This window comes from Streptomyces sp. NPDC093591 (assembly GCF_044764885.1).
Lineage (GTDB): Bacteria > Actinomycetota > Actinomycetes > Streptomycetales > Streptomycetaceae > Streptomyces.
Genome location: NZ_JBIWIY010000010.1, coordinates 71,698 through 88,105, shown reverse-complemented (window position 1 = coordinate 88,105; position 16,408 = coordinate 71,698). Strand labels below are relative to the sequence as shown.

Annotated in this window: 13 protein-coding genes and 2 pseudogenes; 8 read left to right on the top strand and 7 right to left on the bottom strand. The window is 70.8% G+C overall.

Translation table 11 applies throughout. The annotated features are described in order from the left end of the window. Positions 1 to 27: 27 nt before the first annotated feature. The 4 genes from ACIREI_RS22130 to ACIREI_RS22115 all read left to right on the top strand — a co-directional run bounded on the left by ACIREI_RS22130 (position 28) and on the right by ACIREI_RS22115 (position 3,909). On the top strand, positions 28 to 1,365 hold the full coding sequence (locus ACIREI_RS22130; protein WP_403335317.1) for a ferric reductase-like transmembrane domain-containing protein: 1,338 nt from the start codon (positions 28 to 30) through the stop codon (positions 1,363 to 1,365). 19 nt (positions 1,366 to 1,384) lie between these two features. Further along, entirely contained in the window at positions 1,385 to 2,095 is a 711-nt protein-coding gene (locus ACIREI_RS22125) for an FMN-binding protein (protein ID WP_403335315.1), read from the top strand. 2 nt (positions 2,096 to 2,097) lie between these two features. Further along, positions 2,098 to 2,838, top strand: a complete 741-nt coding sequence (locus ACIREI_RS22120) for an FAD:protein FMN transferase (RefSeq protein WP_403335312.1) — start codon at positions 2,098 to 2,100, stop codon at positions 2,836 to 2,838. 123 nt (positions 2,839 to 2,961) lie between these two features. Beyond that, entirely contained in the window at positions 2,962 to 3,909 is a 948-nt protein-coding gene (locus tag ACIREI_RS22115) for a hypothetical protein (protein ID WP_403335310.1), read from the top strand. Between the two features lie 49 nt (positions 3,910 to 3,958). On the opposite strand, the gene ACIREI_RS22110 is transcribed toward ACIREI_RS22115, so the two are convergent. Together ACIREI_RS22110 and ACIREI_RS22105 are read right to left on the bottom strand one after the other, a co-directional pair. Beyond that, positions 3,959 to 6,007 carry an ArnT family glycosyltransferase gene (locus tag ACIREI_RS22110; protein ID WP_403335307.1) on the bottom strand — a complete coding sequence of 683 codons (2,049 nt, stop codon included), beginning with the start codon at positions 6,005 to 6,007 and terminating at the stop codon, positions 3,959 to 3,961. Then, positions 6,004 to 6,858, bottom strand: a complete 855-nt coding sequence (locus ACIREI_RS22105) for a dolichyl-phosphate beta-glucosyltransferase (protein ID WP_403335305.1) — start codon at positions 6,856 to 6,858, stop codon at positions 6,004 to 6,006. The genes ACIREI_RS22110 and ACIREI_RS22105 overlap by 4 nt, the downstream gene beginning before the upstream one ends. Positions 6,859 to 7,048: 190 nt before the next feature. On the opposite strand from ACIREI_RS22105, the gene ACIREI_RS22100 reads away from it, so the two are divergent. From ACIREI_RS22100 to ACIREI_RS22090, 3 genes are read left to right on the top strand one after another with little or no spacing between them, the layout of a single operon-like run. Then, positions 7,049 to 8,206, top strand: coding sequence for an ABC transporter ATP-binding protein (locus ACIREI_RS22100; protein ID WP_403335935.1), 1,158 nt, complete (start codon positions 7,049 to 7,051; stop codon positions 8,204 to 8,206). Further along, the gene (locus tag ACIREI_RS22095) at positions 8,203 to 8,889 is read left to right on the top strand and encodes an ABC transporter permease (protein ID WP_403335303.1); all 687 of its coding nucleotides are present in this window, start codon (positions 8,203 to 8,205) and stop codon (positions 8,887 to 8,889) included. The genes ACIREI_RS22100 and ACIREI_RS22095 overlap by 4 nt, the downstream gene beginning before the upstream one ends. Continuing rightward, on the top strand, positions 8,886 to 9,554 hold the full coding sequence (locus tag ACIREI_RS22090; RefSeq protein ID WP_403335300.1) for an ABC transporter permease: 669 nt from the start codon (positions 8,886 to 8,888) through the stop codon (positions 9,552 to 9,554). The genes ACIREI_RS22095 and ACIREI_RS22090 overlap by 4 nt, the downstream gene beginning before the upstream one ends. Positions 9,555 to 9,599: 45 nt before the next feature. Here the strand turns inward: ACIREI_RS22090 and ACIREI_RS22085 are convergent, their stop codons facing one another. The 4 genes and pseudogenes from ACIREI_RS22085 to ACIREI_RS22070 all read right to left on the bottom strand — a co-directional run bounded on the left by ACIREI_RS22085 (position 9,600) and on the right by ACIREI_RS22070 (position 13,668). Beyond that, positions 9,600 to 10,127, bottom strand: a complete 528-nt coding sequence (locus ACIREI_RS22085) for a GTP-binding protein (RefSeq protein ID WP_403335932.1) — start codon at positions 10,125 to 10,127, stop codon at positions 9,600 to 9,602. Between the two features lie 34 nt (positions 10,128 to 10,161). After that, positions 10,162 to 10,603 (bottom strand): annotated as a pseudogene (locus ACIREI_RS22080) (DUF742 domain-containing protein). A gap of 60 nt (positions 10,604 to 10,663) precedes the next feature. After that, positions 10,664 to 11,140, bottom strand: a complete 477-nt coding sequence (locus ACIREI_RS22075) for a roadblock/LC7 domain-containing protein (RefSeq protein ID WP_403335297.1) — start codon at positions 11,138 to 11,140, stop codon at positions 10,664 to 10,666. Next, entirely contained in the window at positions 11,137 to 13,668 is a 2,532-nt protein-coding gene (locus ACIREI_RS22070) for an ATP-binding protein (protein WP_403335295.1), read from the bottom strand. The genes ACIREI_RS22075 and ACIREI_RS22070 overlap by 4 nt, the downstream gene beginning before the upstream one ends. Positions 13,669 to 13,961: 293 nt before the next feature. Here ACIREI_RS22070 and ACIREI_RS22065 point away from each other — a divergent pair, with 293 nt between their 5' ends. Further along, complete coding sequence (locus ACIREI_RS22065) at positions 13,962 to 14,918, top strand: ABC transporter substrate-binding protein (RefSeq protein ID WP_403335292.1); 957 nt, start codon at positions 13,962 to 13,964, stop codon at positions 14,916 to 14,918. Between the two features lie 58 nt (positions 14,919 to 14,976). Here the strand turns inward: ACIREI_RS22065 and ACIREI_RS22060 are convergent. After that, positions 14,977 to 16,355 (bottom strand): annotated as a pseudogene (locus ACIREI_RS22060) (glycoside hydrolase family 43 protein). Positions 16,356 to 16,408 lie beyond the last annotated feature (53 nt).

Below are 16,408 nucleotides of genomic sequence, written 5' to 3'. Positions count from 1 at the left end.
ACAGACGAGATCAAGGAGCTGTCGCCCGTGACGACCGTCCAATCGCCCCCTGCGCCCCCCACGGCGATACGCCCCAGGGTGGTCGCCCGCACGGGCCTGTACGCCCTGCTCGCCGCGAACGTGGCCGTGGTCCTCTACTTCTTCTTCGCCGCAGGCTTCGCCTCGAACACGCTCATCGTGCTCGGCCGGCTGACCGGCCTGTTCGGCGCCCTGCTCATGGCCTTCCAGCTGCTGCTGGTGGCCCGGCTGCCCTGGCTCGACCGCCGGATCGGCATGGACCGGCTGACGTCCTGGCACCGCTGGACCGGCTTCAGCGTCCTGTGGGCCCTCCTCGCGCACGCCGTGTTCATCACCTTCGGCTACGCCGAGTCGTCCTCCCTGGACCCGGTGAACCAGCTGATCGACCTCGCCGAGACGGTCGAGGGCGTGCTGCGCGCCGTCGTCGCGCTGGGGATCATCATCGTGATCGGCGTGGTCTCGGCCCGGTTCGCGCGCCGCAGGCTGGCGTACGAGACGTGGCACTTCATCCACCTGTACACCTACGTCGCCGTCGTCCTGGCGTTCACGCACCAGGTCGCGGTCGGTACGTCCTTCACCTCGTCCTCCGCCGCCACCGCGTACTGGTACGCGGTGTGGGGCGTGGCCCTCGCCTCGGTGTTCGTGGGCCGGCTGGTCCTGCCGCTGTGGCGGAACCGGCGCCACCAGCTGCGCGTCTCCGCGGTCGTCGCCGAGTCCGACAACGTCGTCTCCGTCTACGTCACCGGCCGTGACCTGGACCAGCTGCCCGCGCGGGCCGGCCAGTTCTTCCTGTGGCGCTTCCTGACCAAGGACCGCTGGTGGCAGGCGAACCCGTTCTCGCTGTCCGCCGCCCCCGACGGCCGCACGCTGCGCCTGACCGCCAAGGCGGCCGGCGACGGCTCGGCGGGCCTCAGGCACCTCAAGGTCGGCACGCGGGTCTTCGCCGAGGGCCCCTACGGCGCCTTCACCACGATGCACCGCACCCGGCCGGAGGCCGTGCTCATCGCCGGTGGCGTCGGCGTCACCCCCATCCGGGCGCTGCTGGAGGAGCTGCACGGCCACGCGGTCGTGATCTACCGGGTCGCCACGGACCGGGACGCGGTCCTGTACGGCGAGCTGGTCGAGCTCGCCCACGCCAAGGGCGCCGAGCTGCACCTGGTGACCGGCCCGCCCGTCCCCGACAAGCTGGCCCCGGCCGAGCTGGCGCGGCTGGTTCCGGACATCACCGACCGGGACGTCTTCCTGTGCGGGCCGCCGCCCATGATGAACGCGGTGATCGGCAGCCTGCGCGAGCTGGGCGTGCCCAAGCAGCAGGTCCACTTCGAGCGCTTCAGCCTGGCCGGCTGAGAAGGACGGGAAAGACATCGTGAAGCGAGCAATACCTGTCCTCGTCCTGAGCGTCGCGGGCCTGGTCCCGGTCTGGCTCTACGAGCCCTCCCTCGGCATCGTCTCCACGGAAGCCGCGACGCCCTCGGCGTCGTCCTCCGCCGCGTCGGGTTCGGGTTCCGGCAGCACGGTCGTCAAGGGCTCGACCGTGCAGACCGACAAGGGCCCCGTGCAGGTCCAGGTGACCTTCCAGGGCACCAAGATCACCGCTGTGAAGATGCTCCAGCAGCCGAACCATCCGCAGACGACGGCGGCGGTGCCGAAGCTGATCGCGGAGACGCTCGAGGCGCAGAGCGCGGACATCGACACGGTGTCCGGTGCGACGATCACCAGCGGCGGCTACAAGGAGTCCCTCCAGGCCGCGATCGACGCGAACGCGGAGTCCGCGTCCTCCTCCGCCTCCCCTTCGGCCTCGGCGTCCGCCGCCGCGCAGTCGCAGACGGTCGACGGCTCGACGGTGAACACCGACAAGGGTCCCGTGCAGGTCCAGGTGACCTTCGAGGGCGACGAGATCACGGCTGTGAAGATGCTCCAGCAGCCGAACCATCCGCAGACGACGGCGGCGGTGCCGAAGCTGATCGCGGAGACGCTCGAGGCGCAGAGCGCGGACATCGACACGGTGTCCGGTGCGACGATCACCAGCGGCGGCTACAAGGAGTCCCTCCAGGCCGCGATCGACGCGAAGGGCTGATCATGCACCGAGTCGAACACGTCATGGGGTTCCCGGTCTCGCTGCGGGTCGACGACGAGCACGTTGGCGAGGAGACCGCCGATGTCGTGTTCGCCTGGCTGCGCGAGGTCGACGCCCGGTTCAGCCCCTTCAAGGCCGACAGCGAGGTGTGCCGGCTGGACCGGGACGAGATCGCGCGGAGCGACGTCAGCGCGGACCTCGACGAGGTACTGGGCCTGTGCGAGGAGTACCGGCTCGCCACCGGCGGCGCCTTCGACGTACGGCTGCCGGGGCGCGGGCTGGATCCGTGCGCGGTGGTGAAGGGCTGGTCCGTGCAGCGGGCCGCCGAGCTGCTGAAGGCGGCGGGCGCGCGGCGCTTCGTCCTCAACGCCGGTGGTGACGTGGTCGCCTCCGGCGGCCCCTGGCGGGTCGGGGTACGCCACCCCGAGCAGGCCGACAAGGTGTGCGTGGTGGCCGAGCTCACCGACGGGGCCGTCGCGACGTCCGCCCGCTACGAGCGCGGCGACCACATCATCGACGGCCGCACCGGACGTCCGGCGACGGGACTGCTGTCCCTCACCGTCGCGGCGTCCTCCCTGACCGTGGCGGACACGGTGGCCACGGCGGCCTTCGCCATGGGCGCGGAGGGCGTCGAGTGGGCCGCCTCACGGGAGGGCTGCGAGGTGTTCGCGGTGGACGCCGAGCGGCGGGTCCTGCGTACCGAGGGCTTTCCGGTGGCTCGCGCGGAGGCGCGGGCGGCGTAAAACGGCGTAAAAGGGGCCGGTTCACCGGCTGACGCGACTCGAGCGGCGGCGGCATCATGTCCGAGGGACATGCGAGTGCCGTCGCCAGCCTCATGGGGGGCCGCGCAGCTGGGGGAGCGGTACATGAAGCGGTTCGGGCGGGGGCGTCGCGTACCCGAGTGGTACGCGGAGTTGGGCAGTATGACCAGCGAGGAGTTCCAGCTCGGCGTCCGCTGTCTGGAACGGGTGCTCAGGGAGTACGGCCGCGGCGAGTACGCCCTCTGGCACCGCAGCGGCCGCATCCCGGTGACCGGGACCTTCACCCGGCCTCGGATCGACATCCACATCGGCCCCTTGCTGCGTGACACCTGCACCTGGGAGTACAAGACCTGGGTCAAGGGCATCAGGCGGGAATTCGAGTTCCAGGCCCGGCACGCGCCCGAGGTCCTGCGCGCCAGGACGGAGGAGGAGCGGCTGCGCCCGCTCCTGATGCCGCTCCTCGTACCCGTCGAGGAGGACGCGGACCTCAGCAACGGCCTCGTGCGGAGGTGGTCGGACGGGGTGGTCGCCGTGCTCTGCGTACGGGCACCGGAAGGCACGCGAGCGGTCACGGTGAGCGACGCGAGCGCGGTCGGCGCGGATCCCGACGTGTGGTGGGAGGCCGCCCTGCGCAACGTGCGCGACGAACCCGTCCACCTCACCACCACCGAGGCGGCGGACGGCGTACCGGAACTCACCCATGCCAGTGGGGAGGACCGCTTCGGACTCGGCCACCTGCTGCGGATCGACGAACTGACCCGATGGTCGGTCCACCGGCTCGGTGAGCGGCTCGGGGGGCCGCCACAACACGGGGTGCTGGTGGGGATCCTCGGAGACCCCGGCCTGTTCATGTACCACCGGATCGTCCGGCGCATATGGGCCCAGGCCGTGGTGGCGGGGATGCGGAAGATGTGCGCGGACAACGAGAACGACACCTCCTTCACCACCATCACCGGCGTGCACTGGTGGAAGGACGGCGAGGCCGTCCAGGTGGCGACGAGCACCGAGGTCGACCCGCGGCTGGCGGAGCTGCTGGACGCGGTACCCGAATGACGCCCCCGGCGTCGAGCATGCCGGGGGCGTCACAGGGAGGGCCGGTGGTTCAGCCGACGTCGGAGGCGTCCAGGCGGTACAGCCCGCTGTAGTCGCTCACCGCCGTGCCGTACTTCTTGACCCAGGTCGAGATCTCGGTGTTCGAGGAGCCCTGGCCGCTGTCGCTGATCACGATGTAGTGCAGCTTGCCCGCCTTCACCAGACTCTTGAGCTTGGCGAGCGTCATCGCGTCGTCCGTGCCGGACCAGCCGCCCATGGAGATCACCGGCTCACCGGACTCCAGGATGATCGAGGAGGCGGTCTGGTCGGTGGCCACCGCGACCAGCCAGGTCGCGCCGTCCTGGTTCTTCTTCAGGTACGTGATCATCTCGGAGCTGACCTGGGTGCCGCCCATGCCTCCGGCGGTTCGACCGGTTTGCGACTGCCCGGCGTCCTCGGCGTCGCCGGTGCTTCCGGTGCCGGTCGGTGGCTGCCCCATGGCCTGGCCGTCGGAGCTGTTGGATCCGCTCGGCGCGCCGCCGCTCGGACGCTGGCCGCCACCCATACCGCCACCGGTGTTCGGCCCGGCCGTCGGGTTGGTGCCGTTGGTGCTCGCGCTCGTCGCCGCCGACACCGAGTACGCGGCGGGACCGGCCAGCAGGGCCACGACCGCCGCCAGCGCCGCGATCCCGATCAGCCGCCGCCGCTTGGTGAACCGCCCGGCCAGCAGCCCGAGCACGGCCGCCGCGCCCGCCACACCGACGACGACCTCGGCGACCACGTACAGCGTCCCGGAACCGGAGACCCGCTGGAGCAGCACGACCGCCCACACCGCGCTGGCGGCGACCGCACCCGGCAGCACCCAGCCCCACTTCACGGCCGAACCCTCGACGAACGCCCGGTACAGCATCACGGCACCGATACCGGCCAGGGCCGCGATGCCCGGCGCCATGGCGGTGACGTAGTACGGGTGGAAGGTGCCCTCGGCGAGGGCGAAGGTCAGGTAGTGCAGCACGAACCAGCCGCCCCACAGCATCAGCGCCGCACGCTTGGCATCGGTCCGCGGCGCCCGGCCGCGCAGCACCAGGCCGCCGACGAGAGCGATCAGCGCGAACGGGATCAGCCAGGAGATCTGCCCGCCCATGATCTCGTTGAACATCCGGTACAGACCGGCGTCGCCGCCGAAGCTCGCGCCGTTGCCCTGCGAGCCCACCGACGAACTCGCCCCGAAGATACGGCCGAAGCCGTTGTAGCCGATGACGAGATCCCAGACGGTGTTGTCGGTGGAGCCGCCGATGTACGGACGCGACGAGGCGGGGATCAGATCGACGACCACCATCCACCAGGCGCTGCTCACCACCAGCGCGAGCGTGCCGACGGCGAGATTGCGGATCCGCCGGCCCAGGGAGGCGTTCGCGGCCCACAGGTACACCAGGAAGAACACGGGCAGGACGACGTACGCCTGCATCATCTTCGTGTTGAACGCGAAGCCGATCGCCACGCCCGACCACACCAGCGGCATCAGCCGCCCGGTGCGCACGGCCTTCATCAGCGCGGCGGCGCCGAGCAGCATCAGGAAGACCAGGATCGGGTCGGGGTTGGTGTCCCGGGTGATGGCGGCGGTGATCGGGGTCAGCGTCAGGGCCAGTGCGGCGATCGTCGCCGCGACCACCCCGAAGTCCCGCTTGACCGTCCGGTACAGCAGCGCCACCGAGCCGACGCCCACCGCGACCATCGGCAGCATCAACTGCCAGGTGCCGTAGCCGAGGACGCGGGCCGACAGGCCCATCACCCAGAGCGCGAACGGCGGTTTGTCGACGGTGATGAAGCTGCCGGCGTCCAGCGCGCCGAAGAAGAACGCCTTCCAGCTCTGGGTGCCGCTGTAGACCGCCGCGTTGTAGAAGGTGTTGCCGGTGACGGAGGAGAGGTTCCAGGCGTACAGGGCGGTGGCCAGCAGCAGGATCGCCCCCAGGGCGGGGCGGGCCCAGCGCGGGTCGTCGGGGGCGCCGGTCAGCAGCCTGCGCGTACGGGCGGCGAGGCCGCCGCCGGCCGGGGGCTCGGCCCGGTGCCGGGGCCCGCCGTCCTGGACGGGTGCGGGGGGTGGGGCGAGGGTCGTCATGACGCGTACTCCAGTTGGGTGTTCGCCCCGACGGGCAGGACAGCGGCGGTGGTTCGGGCGGCCGACACCTGTGGGGTGCGGGTCCGGCGGGGTACGGCGGGGACGCGGGCGCGGCCGGTGACGGTGGAGCGCAGCATCCGGCCCATGCCCAAGAGGTCGTCGAGGGCGGTGCGGACGATGTCGACCCGGCTGTCGGGGCCGTCCACCCAGTCGACCGGCACCTCGTGGATGCGCAGGCGGTTGCGCTGGGCGAGGACCAGCAGTTCGGTGTCGAAGAACCAGGCGGTGTCCTCGACGTGCGGGGCGAGCGCCCGGAAGACGTCGGTGCGCACCGCCTTGAAGCCGCACTGCGCGTCGGAGAAGCGCGCCGCGAGCCCCAGCCTGGGCAGCAGGTTGTAGGACCGGGAGATGAACTCCCGCTTGGGGCCGCGCCCGACGCCCGCCCGCCGGTGCAGCCGGCTGCCGATGGCGAGGTCGCTGTGGCCGGACAGCAGCGGCGCGACCAGGGGCAGGAAGCCCTCCAGGCCCGTGGACAGGTCGACGTCCATGTAGGCGACGACGTCCGCGGTGGAGCGGCTCCACATGTGCTTCAGCGCGCGCCCGCGGCCCTTGGCCTCCAGGTGGACGGCGTGCACGTGCGGCAGCCGCTCGGTGAGTTCGGCGGCCGCCTGCCAAGTGCCGTCCGTGCTCGCGTTGTCCGCGATCGTGATCCGGAACGGGAACGGGAAGGACGTTTCGAGGTATGCGTGGAGACGGCCGATGCTGTCGGCGAGGACGTGCGCCTCGTTGTGGACCGGCACCACGATCTCGACCGACCGCCGCCGGACGCCTCCCGCGTTCGTTTCGTTCATGTCAGTGACCATCGGGGCCGCTTCTGGGGGATCCCTGAGGCCGTTCTGAGGGAAGGGTGAGAATCAGCGGACTCACAGGTCGCGCACAGGACAGCGCTGACCGATGGCGAGGAACCGGCCCGCGAAGGACCGAAACACAAGAGGTCTAGACTCTGCCGGACGGTCCCAGACCCGAGGGGTGTTCGGCGTTTTGATACGGATGGATTCAGTCACCAAGCGATACCCGGACGGCACGGTGGCGGTCGACCGGCTCTCCCTGGAGATACCCGACCGCTCGATCACCGTCCTCGTCGGACCCTCCGGGTGCGGCAAGACCACCACCCTGCGCATGATCAACCGGATGGTCGAGCCCAGTGAGGGAACCATCCTCCTCGACGGCAAGGACATCCAGCAGCAGCCGGTCAACACGCTGCGCCGGTCCATGGGTTACGTCATCCAGAACGCCGGCCTCTTCCAGCACCGGACGATCCTCGACAACATCGCCACCGTGCCCCGCATGCTCGGCTGGGGCAAGGAGAAGTCCCGGGCGCGGGCACGGGAGTTGATGGAGCGGGTGGGGCTCGACGGGGCGCTCGCCAAGCGGTACCCGTACCAGCTCTCCGGCGGCCAGCAGCAGCGCGTCGGCGTGGCGCGGGCGCTCGCGGCGGATCCGCCGGTGCTGCTGATGGACGAACCCTTCTCGGCCGTCGACCCCGTGGTGCGCAAGGGGCTGCAGGACGAACTCCTGCGCATCCAGGAGGAGTTGGGCAAGACAATCGTCTTCGTCACCCACGACATCGACGAGGCCGTCAAGCTCGGCACGATGGTCGCCGTGATGCGCACCGGCGGCCATCTCGCCCAGTTCGCGCCGCCCGCCGAGCTGCTGTCCCACCCCGCCGACTCCTTCGTGGAGGACTTCCTCGGCGCCGACCGCGGCATCCGGCGGCTGTCCTTCTTCCCCTCGGCGGGGCTGGAGTTGCTGACGGGGCCCATCGTCGCCGTCGACGCCACCGCCGAGCGGATCGCCGCCGCCGGCACGGCCGAGACCCCCTATCTCCTCGTCACCGACCCGGACGGCAGACCCCTCGGCTGGAGCGAGCCGCAGGAGCTCACCGCCGGCGAGATCGAGACCGGCCGACTGCTGTCGTACGGCCGCCCGTTCGTGGCCGGCACCGACTCGTTGCGGGCCGCGCTCGACTGTGCGGTGCTCTCGCCGACCGGCTGGGCCGTCGCCGTGGACGCCGAGGGCCGGGCCGCCGGGGTCGTCTCGCAGCAGAGCATCGGCGAGGCCATCCGCGGCGCGCACGCGGAGCGCGGTGCGGACGCGGAGCGCGGCGGGGACGGCCAGGCCCAGAAGGTCGCCCCATGAGTGAGCTCTTCGACCTGCCCAGTGACCTCCAGAACAGCTACTTCGGACTGGTCGCCCTGCACCTGCGCGAGGCACTGATCCCGGTGCTGGCCGGGCTGCTGGTGGCCCTGCCCGTCGCCCAGCTGTGCGTGCGGGTGCGCTGGCTGTACGCGCCGGTGCTGTGGGTGACGACCGTGCTGTACGCGATCCCCTCGATCGCCTTCTGCGTCATCCTCATCGACTACACCGGACTGAGCGAGCTCACGGTGATGATCCCGCTGGCCGTCTACAGCCTGGTGGTGCTCGTCCCGGCGATCGTGGACGGGGTGCGGTCGGTGCCGCAGGAGACGCTGGCCGCCGCCACCGCCATGGGCTTCGGACCCGTACGCCGCTATGTCCAGGTGCAGTTGCCGATCGCGGCGCCCGCGATCATCGCCGGACTGCGGGTGGCGTCCGTGTCCAGCGTCTCCCTGGTCAGCATCGGCATGCTGATCGGCAACGAGGGCGCCCTCGGCAATCTGCTCAACAGCGGCCTGATCTACAACCAGCCGCGCCTGATCTGGCTCTCCGTGGTGGGCACGGCCGTTCTCGCCCTGCTCGTCGACGCCGCGCTGATCGGCCTGCGCGTGCTGCTGACGCCCTGGATGCCGCGCGCCACCCGCAAGAGCGCGCGCACGCTCGCCGTGAAGGAGGCCGCCCGGTGAACGTCCTGAACTTCATCAACTCCTTCTTCAGCGACAACGCCCACTGGCAGGGCTACGACGGTATCCCGGCGCGGCTCGCCGAGCACGTCCAGTACACGCTGATGGCCCTCGGTATCGCCGCCGCGGTCGGCCTGCCGGTCGGCCTGCTCACGGGCCACACCGGGCGCGGCGGCAACGCGCTCGGCCTCATCGCCACCTCCGCCCGGGCGCTGCCCAGCTTCGGCCTGATGGTGCTGATGTTCATCCTGCTGGGCCTGGGCATGGCCCCCGTCATGATCCCGCTGGTCGTGCTCGCCATCCCGCCCATCCTCGTCACCACCTACGAGGCGATGCGCTCCGTCGACCCCGCGCCGGTCGACGCCGCGCGCGGCATGGGCATGGCGGAGGCCGCGGTCCTGTTCCGGGTCGAACTCCCCGTCGCCCTCCCGCTGATCCTCAGCGGCCTGCGCTCGGCGGCCATCCAGATCGTCTCGACGGCCACGATCGCCGCGTACGTCAGCTTCGGCGGCCTCGGCCGCTACATCATCGACGGCCTCTACCAGCGGAACTACGAGAAGGTGGTGGGCGGCGCCACACTGGTCGCCGCCATGGCGCTGACGACGCTCGCGGTGTTCTGGGCGGTGGGGCGGCTCGCGGTGTCGCCGGGGGTGCGCAGGCGCCACTGACTGGCTTGCGGCGCCCCTTGGGGCCGTGGGGAACTGCGCCGAGCGTCACCCCTGCGTGCGGGCCAGCGCCAGTTCCAGTACGACGAGCAGGGCGTCCCGTACCGAGCCGGTCTCTCGGGCGTCGAAGACGACCACCGGGACGCCGTCGGTGACGTCGAGCGCCCAGCGGACCTCCTCCAGGGTGTGCTCGACTTTGCCGTCGAAGGCGTTGACGGCGACCGCGAAGGGGATGGCCTTGTGCTCGAAGTAGTCGACGGCGGCGTAGCAGTCGTCGAGGCGGCGGGTGTCGACGATGACGAGCCCGCCGACCGCGCCCTCGACGATGTCGTCCCACATGAAGCCGAACCGCTCCTGGCCCGGCGTGCCGAACAGGTACAGCTTCAGGGTGGGGTCGATGGTGATGCAGCCGAAGTCCATGGCCACGGTGGTCGTGGTCTTGCGCGGGGTGTGGCCGAGGTCGTCCACGCCCGCCGCGACCTCCGTGATGGCGGCCTCGGTGGTCAGCGGCTCGATCTCGGATATCGAGCCCACGGTGGTCGTCTTGCCCACGCCGAAGCCGCCCGCGATCACCATCTTGACCGGCAGCGGCGGTCGTACGGCGGCCTGTTCAGTCGTCGTCACGGAGTGACCCCTCGTGAGTCGGGGATGGCGCGAAGGCCGTCGATGACCCTGCGCAGGACGGATGCGTCGTGGACGACGCCCAGGTCGGGCACGTGCACCGTCAACTGCCCCGCGGCGCGCAGGTCCTCGGCGAGGACGCGCACCACGTTGAGGTGCAGCCGCAGCCGGGCCGCGATCTCCGCGAGGGACTGCGGCAGCCGGCACACGGCGACGATGTCGTGCTGCTCGAAGGCGAGCCGGTCGAGCGCGTCGAGCCCCTCGGTGGTGGCGACCACCTGGGTCTCGACGGGCATCGACCGGCCGTCGGCGTCGGCCGCCACCCGGCCGGCGGTGACCAGGAACGGCCGCACGGCGGGGGCGGGTCCGACCGGGGCCGGTCCGTCGGGGTCCGGTCCGTCGGGGTCCGGCGCTGGGATGCCGTCCGCCATGGGCTTGTCCGTCCTCCTCGACCCGGTGCCTTGTCCTTCCCGGCTCTCTGCCCGGCCTGGTCAGCGGGCCGACGCGGCGCCGACGCTGTTCTTCAGCTCCAGCACGAGCTGCGGGCTGAGGGCGGACCCGGCGCGGTTGGCGAACACGGTCATCTCGTAGGCGATGTTGCCCAGCTTGGCCTCCTTGTCGGTGACCACGCCGAGCACGGCGCCGCTGCCGATCGCGGAGACCAGGACGTGGCCGCCCTCCAGGTCGATGATGACCTTGTTGAGGCCGCCGAGGCCGTAGTTGCCGGAGGCGCCGGCCGCCAGGCTGGTGATGCCGGAGACGATCGCGGCGAGCCGCTCGGAGTCGGCGTGCTCGCGCAGTTCGGAGACGGCGATGAGCAGTCCGTCGGACGAGACGGCGATGGCGTCCACGACTCCGGCCGTCTCCTTCGCGAAGCGATTCAGCAGCCAGGTGAAGTCGGCTGCGGCGGCCTGCAGTTCGGCCGGTGTGGTGCCTCCCGCCGGGGTGCCACCTGTCGACGTGCTCACTGCTCCGCTCCTTCCGGGGGGTCGTTCTGGTCCTGCGTACGGGGGGTCGGGTGGGTGGCCGGCGCGGAGCGTGCTCCGCTGCCGGCGCGTGGGCTGTCGCGGTGCGCGCGTTCCACGGCGGCCTCGAACTCGTCGAGCGCGGCCCGCACGGCCTCGGGGTCCACGGTACGCACGCTCTGCCGCGGCACCGCCTGCGGGGCGGAGGCGGCCGTCGTCGGCAGGGTCGCCCCGCGGACGCGGCGACGCAGGGGGCGGGTGGCCGCCGGTTCCTCGGCACGGGCCCCGGGGGTGGACGGTGTCCCGTCCGGCTGGGGTCCGGAGGGCGGTGCCGTGGGCCCGTCCGCCCGCAGGGCCGTCGACGTCGCCGTGTCGCCCGGCGCGGCGCCCCGCTGGGAGACCCGGCGGGGGAGAGGACGCGGCCCGTCGCCGTCCGCGCCGTCGTCCGGCCGTACGGCATCCCCCTGCACGGCGACCGAGGGCCGGGGCCCAGAGGCGGGGGCCGAGGACGTCGCGGCGTCGGATGCCGGGGCACCGACCGCGCCCGCGGGGTCGGCGTCGTCCGTCTTCGTACCGCCCGCGACCGCGGCCAGGGCCGCCATCGCCGTCGCCCCCGTCGTGCCGGCGGTCACCAGCAGCGACGACGGCACCGTCACCTCGGCCGTCACGCCGCCACCCGGTGTGCGCGACAGGACGACCGCGATCTCCCAGCGCCGGGCCAGCGTGCCGACCACGAACAGGCCCAGCACCTTGGTCGGTACGAGGTCCAGTCGCTCGCGGCGGATGAGGCGGGCGTTCTCCTCGTCGAGGCGTTCGGGGCTCATGCCCAGGCCGTGGTCGGTGACGACGATCACCGCGCCGCCGTGCTCGCCGTCCGCCACGGTCACCTCGACCGGTCGGCCCTCCGGCGAGAACGACACCGCGTTCTCCAGGAGTTCGGCCACCATCAGCGTCAGGTCCCCGAGGACCTCCGGCTCCACCACGACCTCGGTCCGGGCGCGCAGCTCCACCCGCTGGTAGCCCTCGATCTGGCCGAGCGAGGCGCGTACGACGTTGGTGAGCGCGACGGGCCCGGTGTCCAGGACCGCCTCGTGGATGCCGGCGAGCAGCATCAGACTGTCGGCGTTGCGGCGCAGCCGGACCGCGATGTGGTCGATGGAGTAGAGGCGCTCCAGCAGCGCGGGGTCCGTCTCGCCCCGCTCCACCACGTCGATCAACGACAGCTGACGTGACGTCAGGTTGCTGACCCTGCGGCCCACGTTGCCGAACATCTCCGCCGTGTTGCGCCGGCTGAGCACCTGCCGCTCCAGCAGCGCGACCGCCGTGGCCTGCACCTGGTTGAACGCCTCGGCGAGTTCGCCGATCTCGTCGCGCGCCATGACCGGCATCTCGCCCAGCCGCGGCGGACCGTCGTCCTCGGCGTCGTCGTCGGCCACCCGCGCCAGCTCGCGCTCGGCGACCTCGGCGACCTGCCGCGCCGCACCCGTGAGGGCCTGCACCGGGCGGACCACCGAGCGGCGCACCAGCACAGCGAGGACCAGCCAGACGGCGAAGCCGAACAGGGCGAGCCCCAGCAGCGACAGCGCGCGCCACGCCGCCTCGTCGGAGGCGCTGTCCGCCTGGTCGGCGATCTGGTCGATGAGCGAGGTGGTGATCGACAGCCGGGTCTCGGCCTGCTCGCGGTAGGCGCCGTAGGAGTCGAGCGCCTCCGCGAGTGACTCGCGGACCTCGGCGGGCGACTGGGCCTGCACCGCGCCCGGGTCGATCTGCAGCTCGGCGTACTGGCGGCTGATGGTGGTCTGCGCGTGGGTGTACTTGATCCCGTCGAGCGTGCGGGCCTGCGCCTCGGTGGCGAACCGGGCGAAGCGTTCGGCCTGGTGGGTGTACTCGTCGTAGGCGCCGATCGCGCCGATGAACTCGATCAGCGCGTTGGAGTCGCCGGTCGACGCGGAGAAGACGCCGGTCTCGAAGGCGCTGTGCGCGGCGCCCGCGCGCAGCAGCGAGTCGAGCAGGTTGCCGGTGAAGGTGGTCGCGAGATCGGGGTTGCGGTCCAGCCCCAGGCCGTCGATCAGACCCTGCGAGGCATGGGTGTACGCGGGGTCGATGTTGTCGGCGGCCAGATACCCCTGCTCGACGGTGTCGCGCAGGCTGCTCAGACCCTCGACCGTCTTCAGGGCCTGCGCCTCGGTCTCCGGCAGCTGGTCACCGAACGCGTCGCGCACCCGCTCCACCTGGGCGTTCACCAGGGACTGCGCCGTGCGGTAGGTGGCCGGCGAGGGTGCACCGCCCTCGGCGGCCTCGTGTCGGACGGAGAGCAGGACGGCCTGCTGGTGCTCGGCGGCCAGCCGGTCGACGAGCCTCGCGACCTCGACGCTCTCCCGGACCAGCCGGGCGGCGTCGGCGGCGTTGCGTGACTGCGCGGTCTGGTCGGCGATGAGGTAGGCGAGGAGAGCCGCGACCGCGGTCAGCGGTACGCCCACGAGAAGGTTGAGTTTGCGCCGGAACGGCCAGCGGACGGCGAACCCGCGCATACCTGCCTCCTTCGTGGCGTCACACGGCGCGCGAAGGGTTCACGTGACCGGTGTTGATCAGGTCAATTTCGGGGAGACTACAGTCTCTTGCTGGTCATGACCGAAACTGGACCTCAATAATCCGTTACAACACCCCGTGCCTCAACCGTCCCGCCTTCACATCGGCCCACAACTGCCCGTTTTTCCGGGCCAATCGTGACCGGGCTGCTCTTGACTGACCAAGAGGTGGCTGGATTGGATCAGTGGAGAGCGTTCTTTGCGCACCACAATCCCCTGAATCCGGAACGGGAATCGTGACTCTCACCGCCTCACGCAGCAGGTCCCTCAGGAACCATCCCGGCGCGGCCGCCGTCGCGCTCGCCGCCACGGCGGCGCTGCTGGCGGGATGTTCCTCCTCCGGCGACAAGTCCGACCCGCTCGCCGAGGACGCGGCGAGCGGCGACACCGTGGTCGTCGGCTCGAACAACTTCGCCGAGAGCATCCTGCTCGCCGACATCTACGGCGAGGCCCTGAAGGCGAAGGGCATCAAGGTCACCTACAAGCCCAACATCGGCAGCCGCGAGACGACTTACGGCCTGCTGAAGAACGGCTCCGTCACGGTCCTGCCGGAGTACAACGGCTCGCTGCTCGCCTACCTCGACCCGAAGGCGGAGCAGAAGTCGGCCGACGCCGTGAACACCGCGGTGAAGGCCAAGCTGGACGCGAAGCTGACGCTGCTGGAGTCCTCGCCGGCCGAGGACAAGGACTCCGTCAGCATCAACGCCGAGACGGCGAAGAAGTACAAGCTGACCGCCGACTCCAGCCTCGAGGACCTCAAGGACATCGCCCCGGAGTTGGTGATCGGAGGTTCGCCCGAGTTCCAGACCCGGCAGCAGGGCCTGAAGGGCCTGGAGTCCGAGTACGGCCTGAAGTTCAAGTCCTTCAAGGCGCTGGACGCGGGCGGCCCGCTGACCCAGGCGGCGCTGACGAAGAACACCGTGCAGGCCGCGGACATCTTCACCACGGACCCCACCATCACCAAGGAGGGCTTCGTCGTCCTCAAGGATCCGAAGAACCTCTTCGGCTTCGCCAACGTGACCCCGCTCGTCTACAAGAGCGGCCTCTCCCAGGAGGGCGTCGAGGCGCTCAACGCCGTCTCGGCCAAGCTGGACACCAAGACGCTCCTCGACCTGGACTCCCAGGTCCAGCTGGAGAACAAGGACCCGCTGGACGTGGCCAAGGCCTGGCTGAAGTCGGCCGGTCTGGACTGACCTGCGGCAGGCTCTCGCGGGGTTGTGACGGGCTCTCGTCACAACCCCGCTGTGCTGCTCAGTAGCCGACCTGGAACGTGGCGTCCTGGCGCTCGGTGGCCGTGGAGACCGGGTCGATGCGCAGGGCGAAGTCGGAGTGCCTGATGTAGCGCGTCGGGTTGTTGTACGAGCGGAACGACGCCCAGGAGGAGTCGGCGAGCCCGGCCGTCCGGTAGAACGTCGCGTCCGCGGCGAACGTCGACGTGCCGTCGTTCTCGTCGAGGCGCAGGGCGTAGCTGTAGTGCCGCAGATAGCGGCTCGGGTAGTTGACCGACTGGAAGGACACGCCGGAGGAGTCGGCGAGGCCCGGCACCAGCTTCCACTGCGAGTCGGGGAACGGGTCGAAGGGGTACGCGTCGATCCGGCCGGCGAAGCCGCTGTGCCGGACGTAACGCGCCGGGTAGTTGTACGACTTGAGCCGGTTCCAGGCGGGGCGCCCCACTTGGCGATCAGGTTGTTGTACTCGGTCGACGTGATCGGGTGGATGCCGCAGTGCTTGGAGTTGAGGGGCTGGGTGTAGAGCTTCTGGTCCAGGGCCGTCCAGGTGCCGGCGGCCAGGTTGCTCGTCTGCCAGACGTAGAAGACGCCGTTCGGCGTGTACGTGTCTCCCCAGAGGTACCAGGTATTGCCGGTGAGGGACTTGACCACGGTGGGCGCCTCGGTGCCGCCGTGGTTCACGGCCGTGCTGAACGGGGTGAAGCTGCCGGGGTTCAGGCTCGTCGAGCGGGCGCCGACCAGGGTGCCGTTCCTCTTGAAGTAGAGGTAGTTGACGCCGTTCACACCGATGGTGAGGTTGCCGTCGATGACGTCGTAGCCGGGGTCGAAGAAGACCTGCGGGTTCGTCGTCGTACGGAAGTCGGTCGTGTAGCTGACCATGATGACGTTGTGGCCGCTGCTGTTCACCGACGAGTAGAGGATGCCGTACTGCCCGCGTGAGGCGTCCCAGAACGCCTCCGGTGCCCAGCTGTGCGTGGTGGTCATGTCGTGCAGCTTCAGCAGGCGGTAGCCGGTGAAGGTGCGCAGGTCGGTGGAGTCCCAGACGTGGATGTAGACGCTGTTGCGGGTCCAGTCCGTGCCGCTCAGGTCGGTCGCGATGACGACGAACGTGCCGTCCTGCTTGCGCAGCAGGAACGGGTCGCGCAGACCGCCGGCGCCGAGGGTGGGGGTGGCGACGGGGGCGTTCTGGTTGAGCGGCGTCCACCGCAGGCCATCGGTGCTGACGGCCAGATGGAGGTTGTAGTCCGCCTCCAGCATGGTGTTGGACTCGGTGAAGTAGACCATCGCGTACGCCGAGTCGGCGGCGTGGGCGGTTCCGGCACCCAGGGTCAGGGCACCGGTCGCGGCGAGCGGGACGGTGGCGGCCATGCCGAGGAAGTGTCTGCGGGAGGGGTTCGTCATGCGGCTCTCCAGGGGGCGGGGGGGCTTGCCGTACGGCTCTATGACCGACAGTC

Coding starts and splice junctions, on each gene's coding strand:
- ACIREI_RS22115 (WP_403335310.1), top strand. CDS start 2,962: ATGAAGCGGTTCGGGCGGGGGCGTCGCGTACCCGAGTGGTACGCGGAG.
- ACIREI_RS22110 (WP_403335307.1), bottom strand. CDS start 6,007: ATGACGACCCTCGCCCCACCCCCCGCACCCGTCCAGGACGGCGGGCCC.
- ACIREI_RS22095 (WP_403335303.1), top strand. CDS start 8,203: ATGAGTGAGCTCTTCGACCTGCCCAGTGACCTCCAGAACAGCTACTTC.
- ACIREI_RS22105 (WP_403335305.1), bottom strand. CDS start 6,858: ATGAACGAAACGAACGCGGGAGGCGTCCGGCGGCGGTCGGTCGAGATC.
- ACIREI_RS22070 (WP_403335295.1), bottom strand. CDS start 13,668: ATGCGCGGGTTCGCCGTCCGCTGGCCGTTCCGGCGCAAACTCAACCTT.
- ACIREI_RS22120 (WP_403335312.1), top strand. CDS start 2,098: ATGCACCGAGTCGAACACGTCATGGGGTTCCCGGTCTCGCTGCGGGTC.
- ACIREI_RS22085 (WP_403335932.1), bottom strand. CDS start 10,127: ATGGTGATCGCGGGCGGCTTCGGCGTGGGCAAGACGACCACCGTGGGC.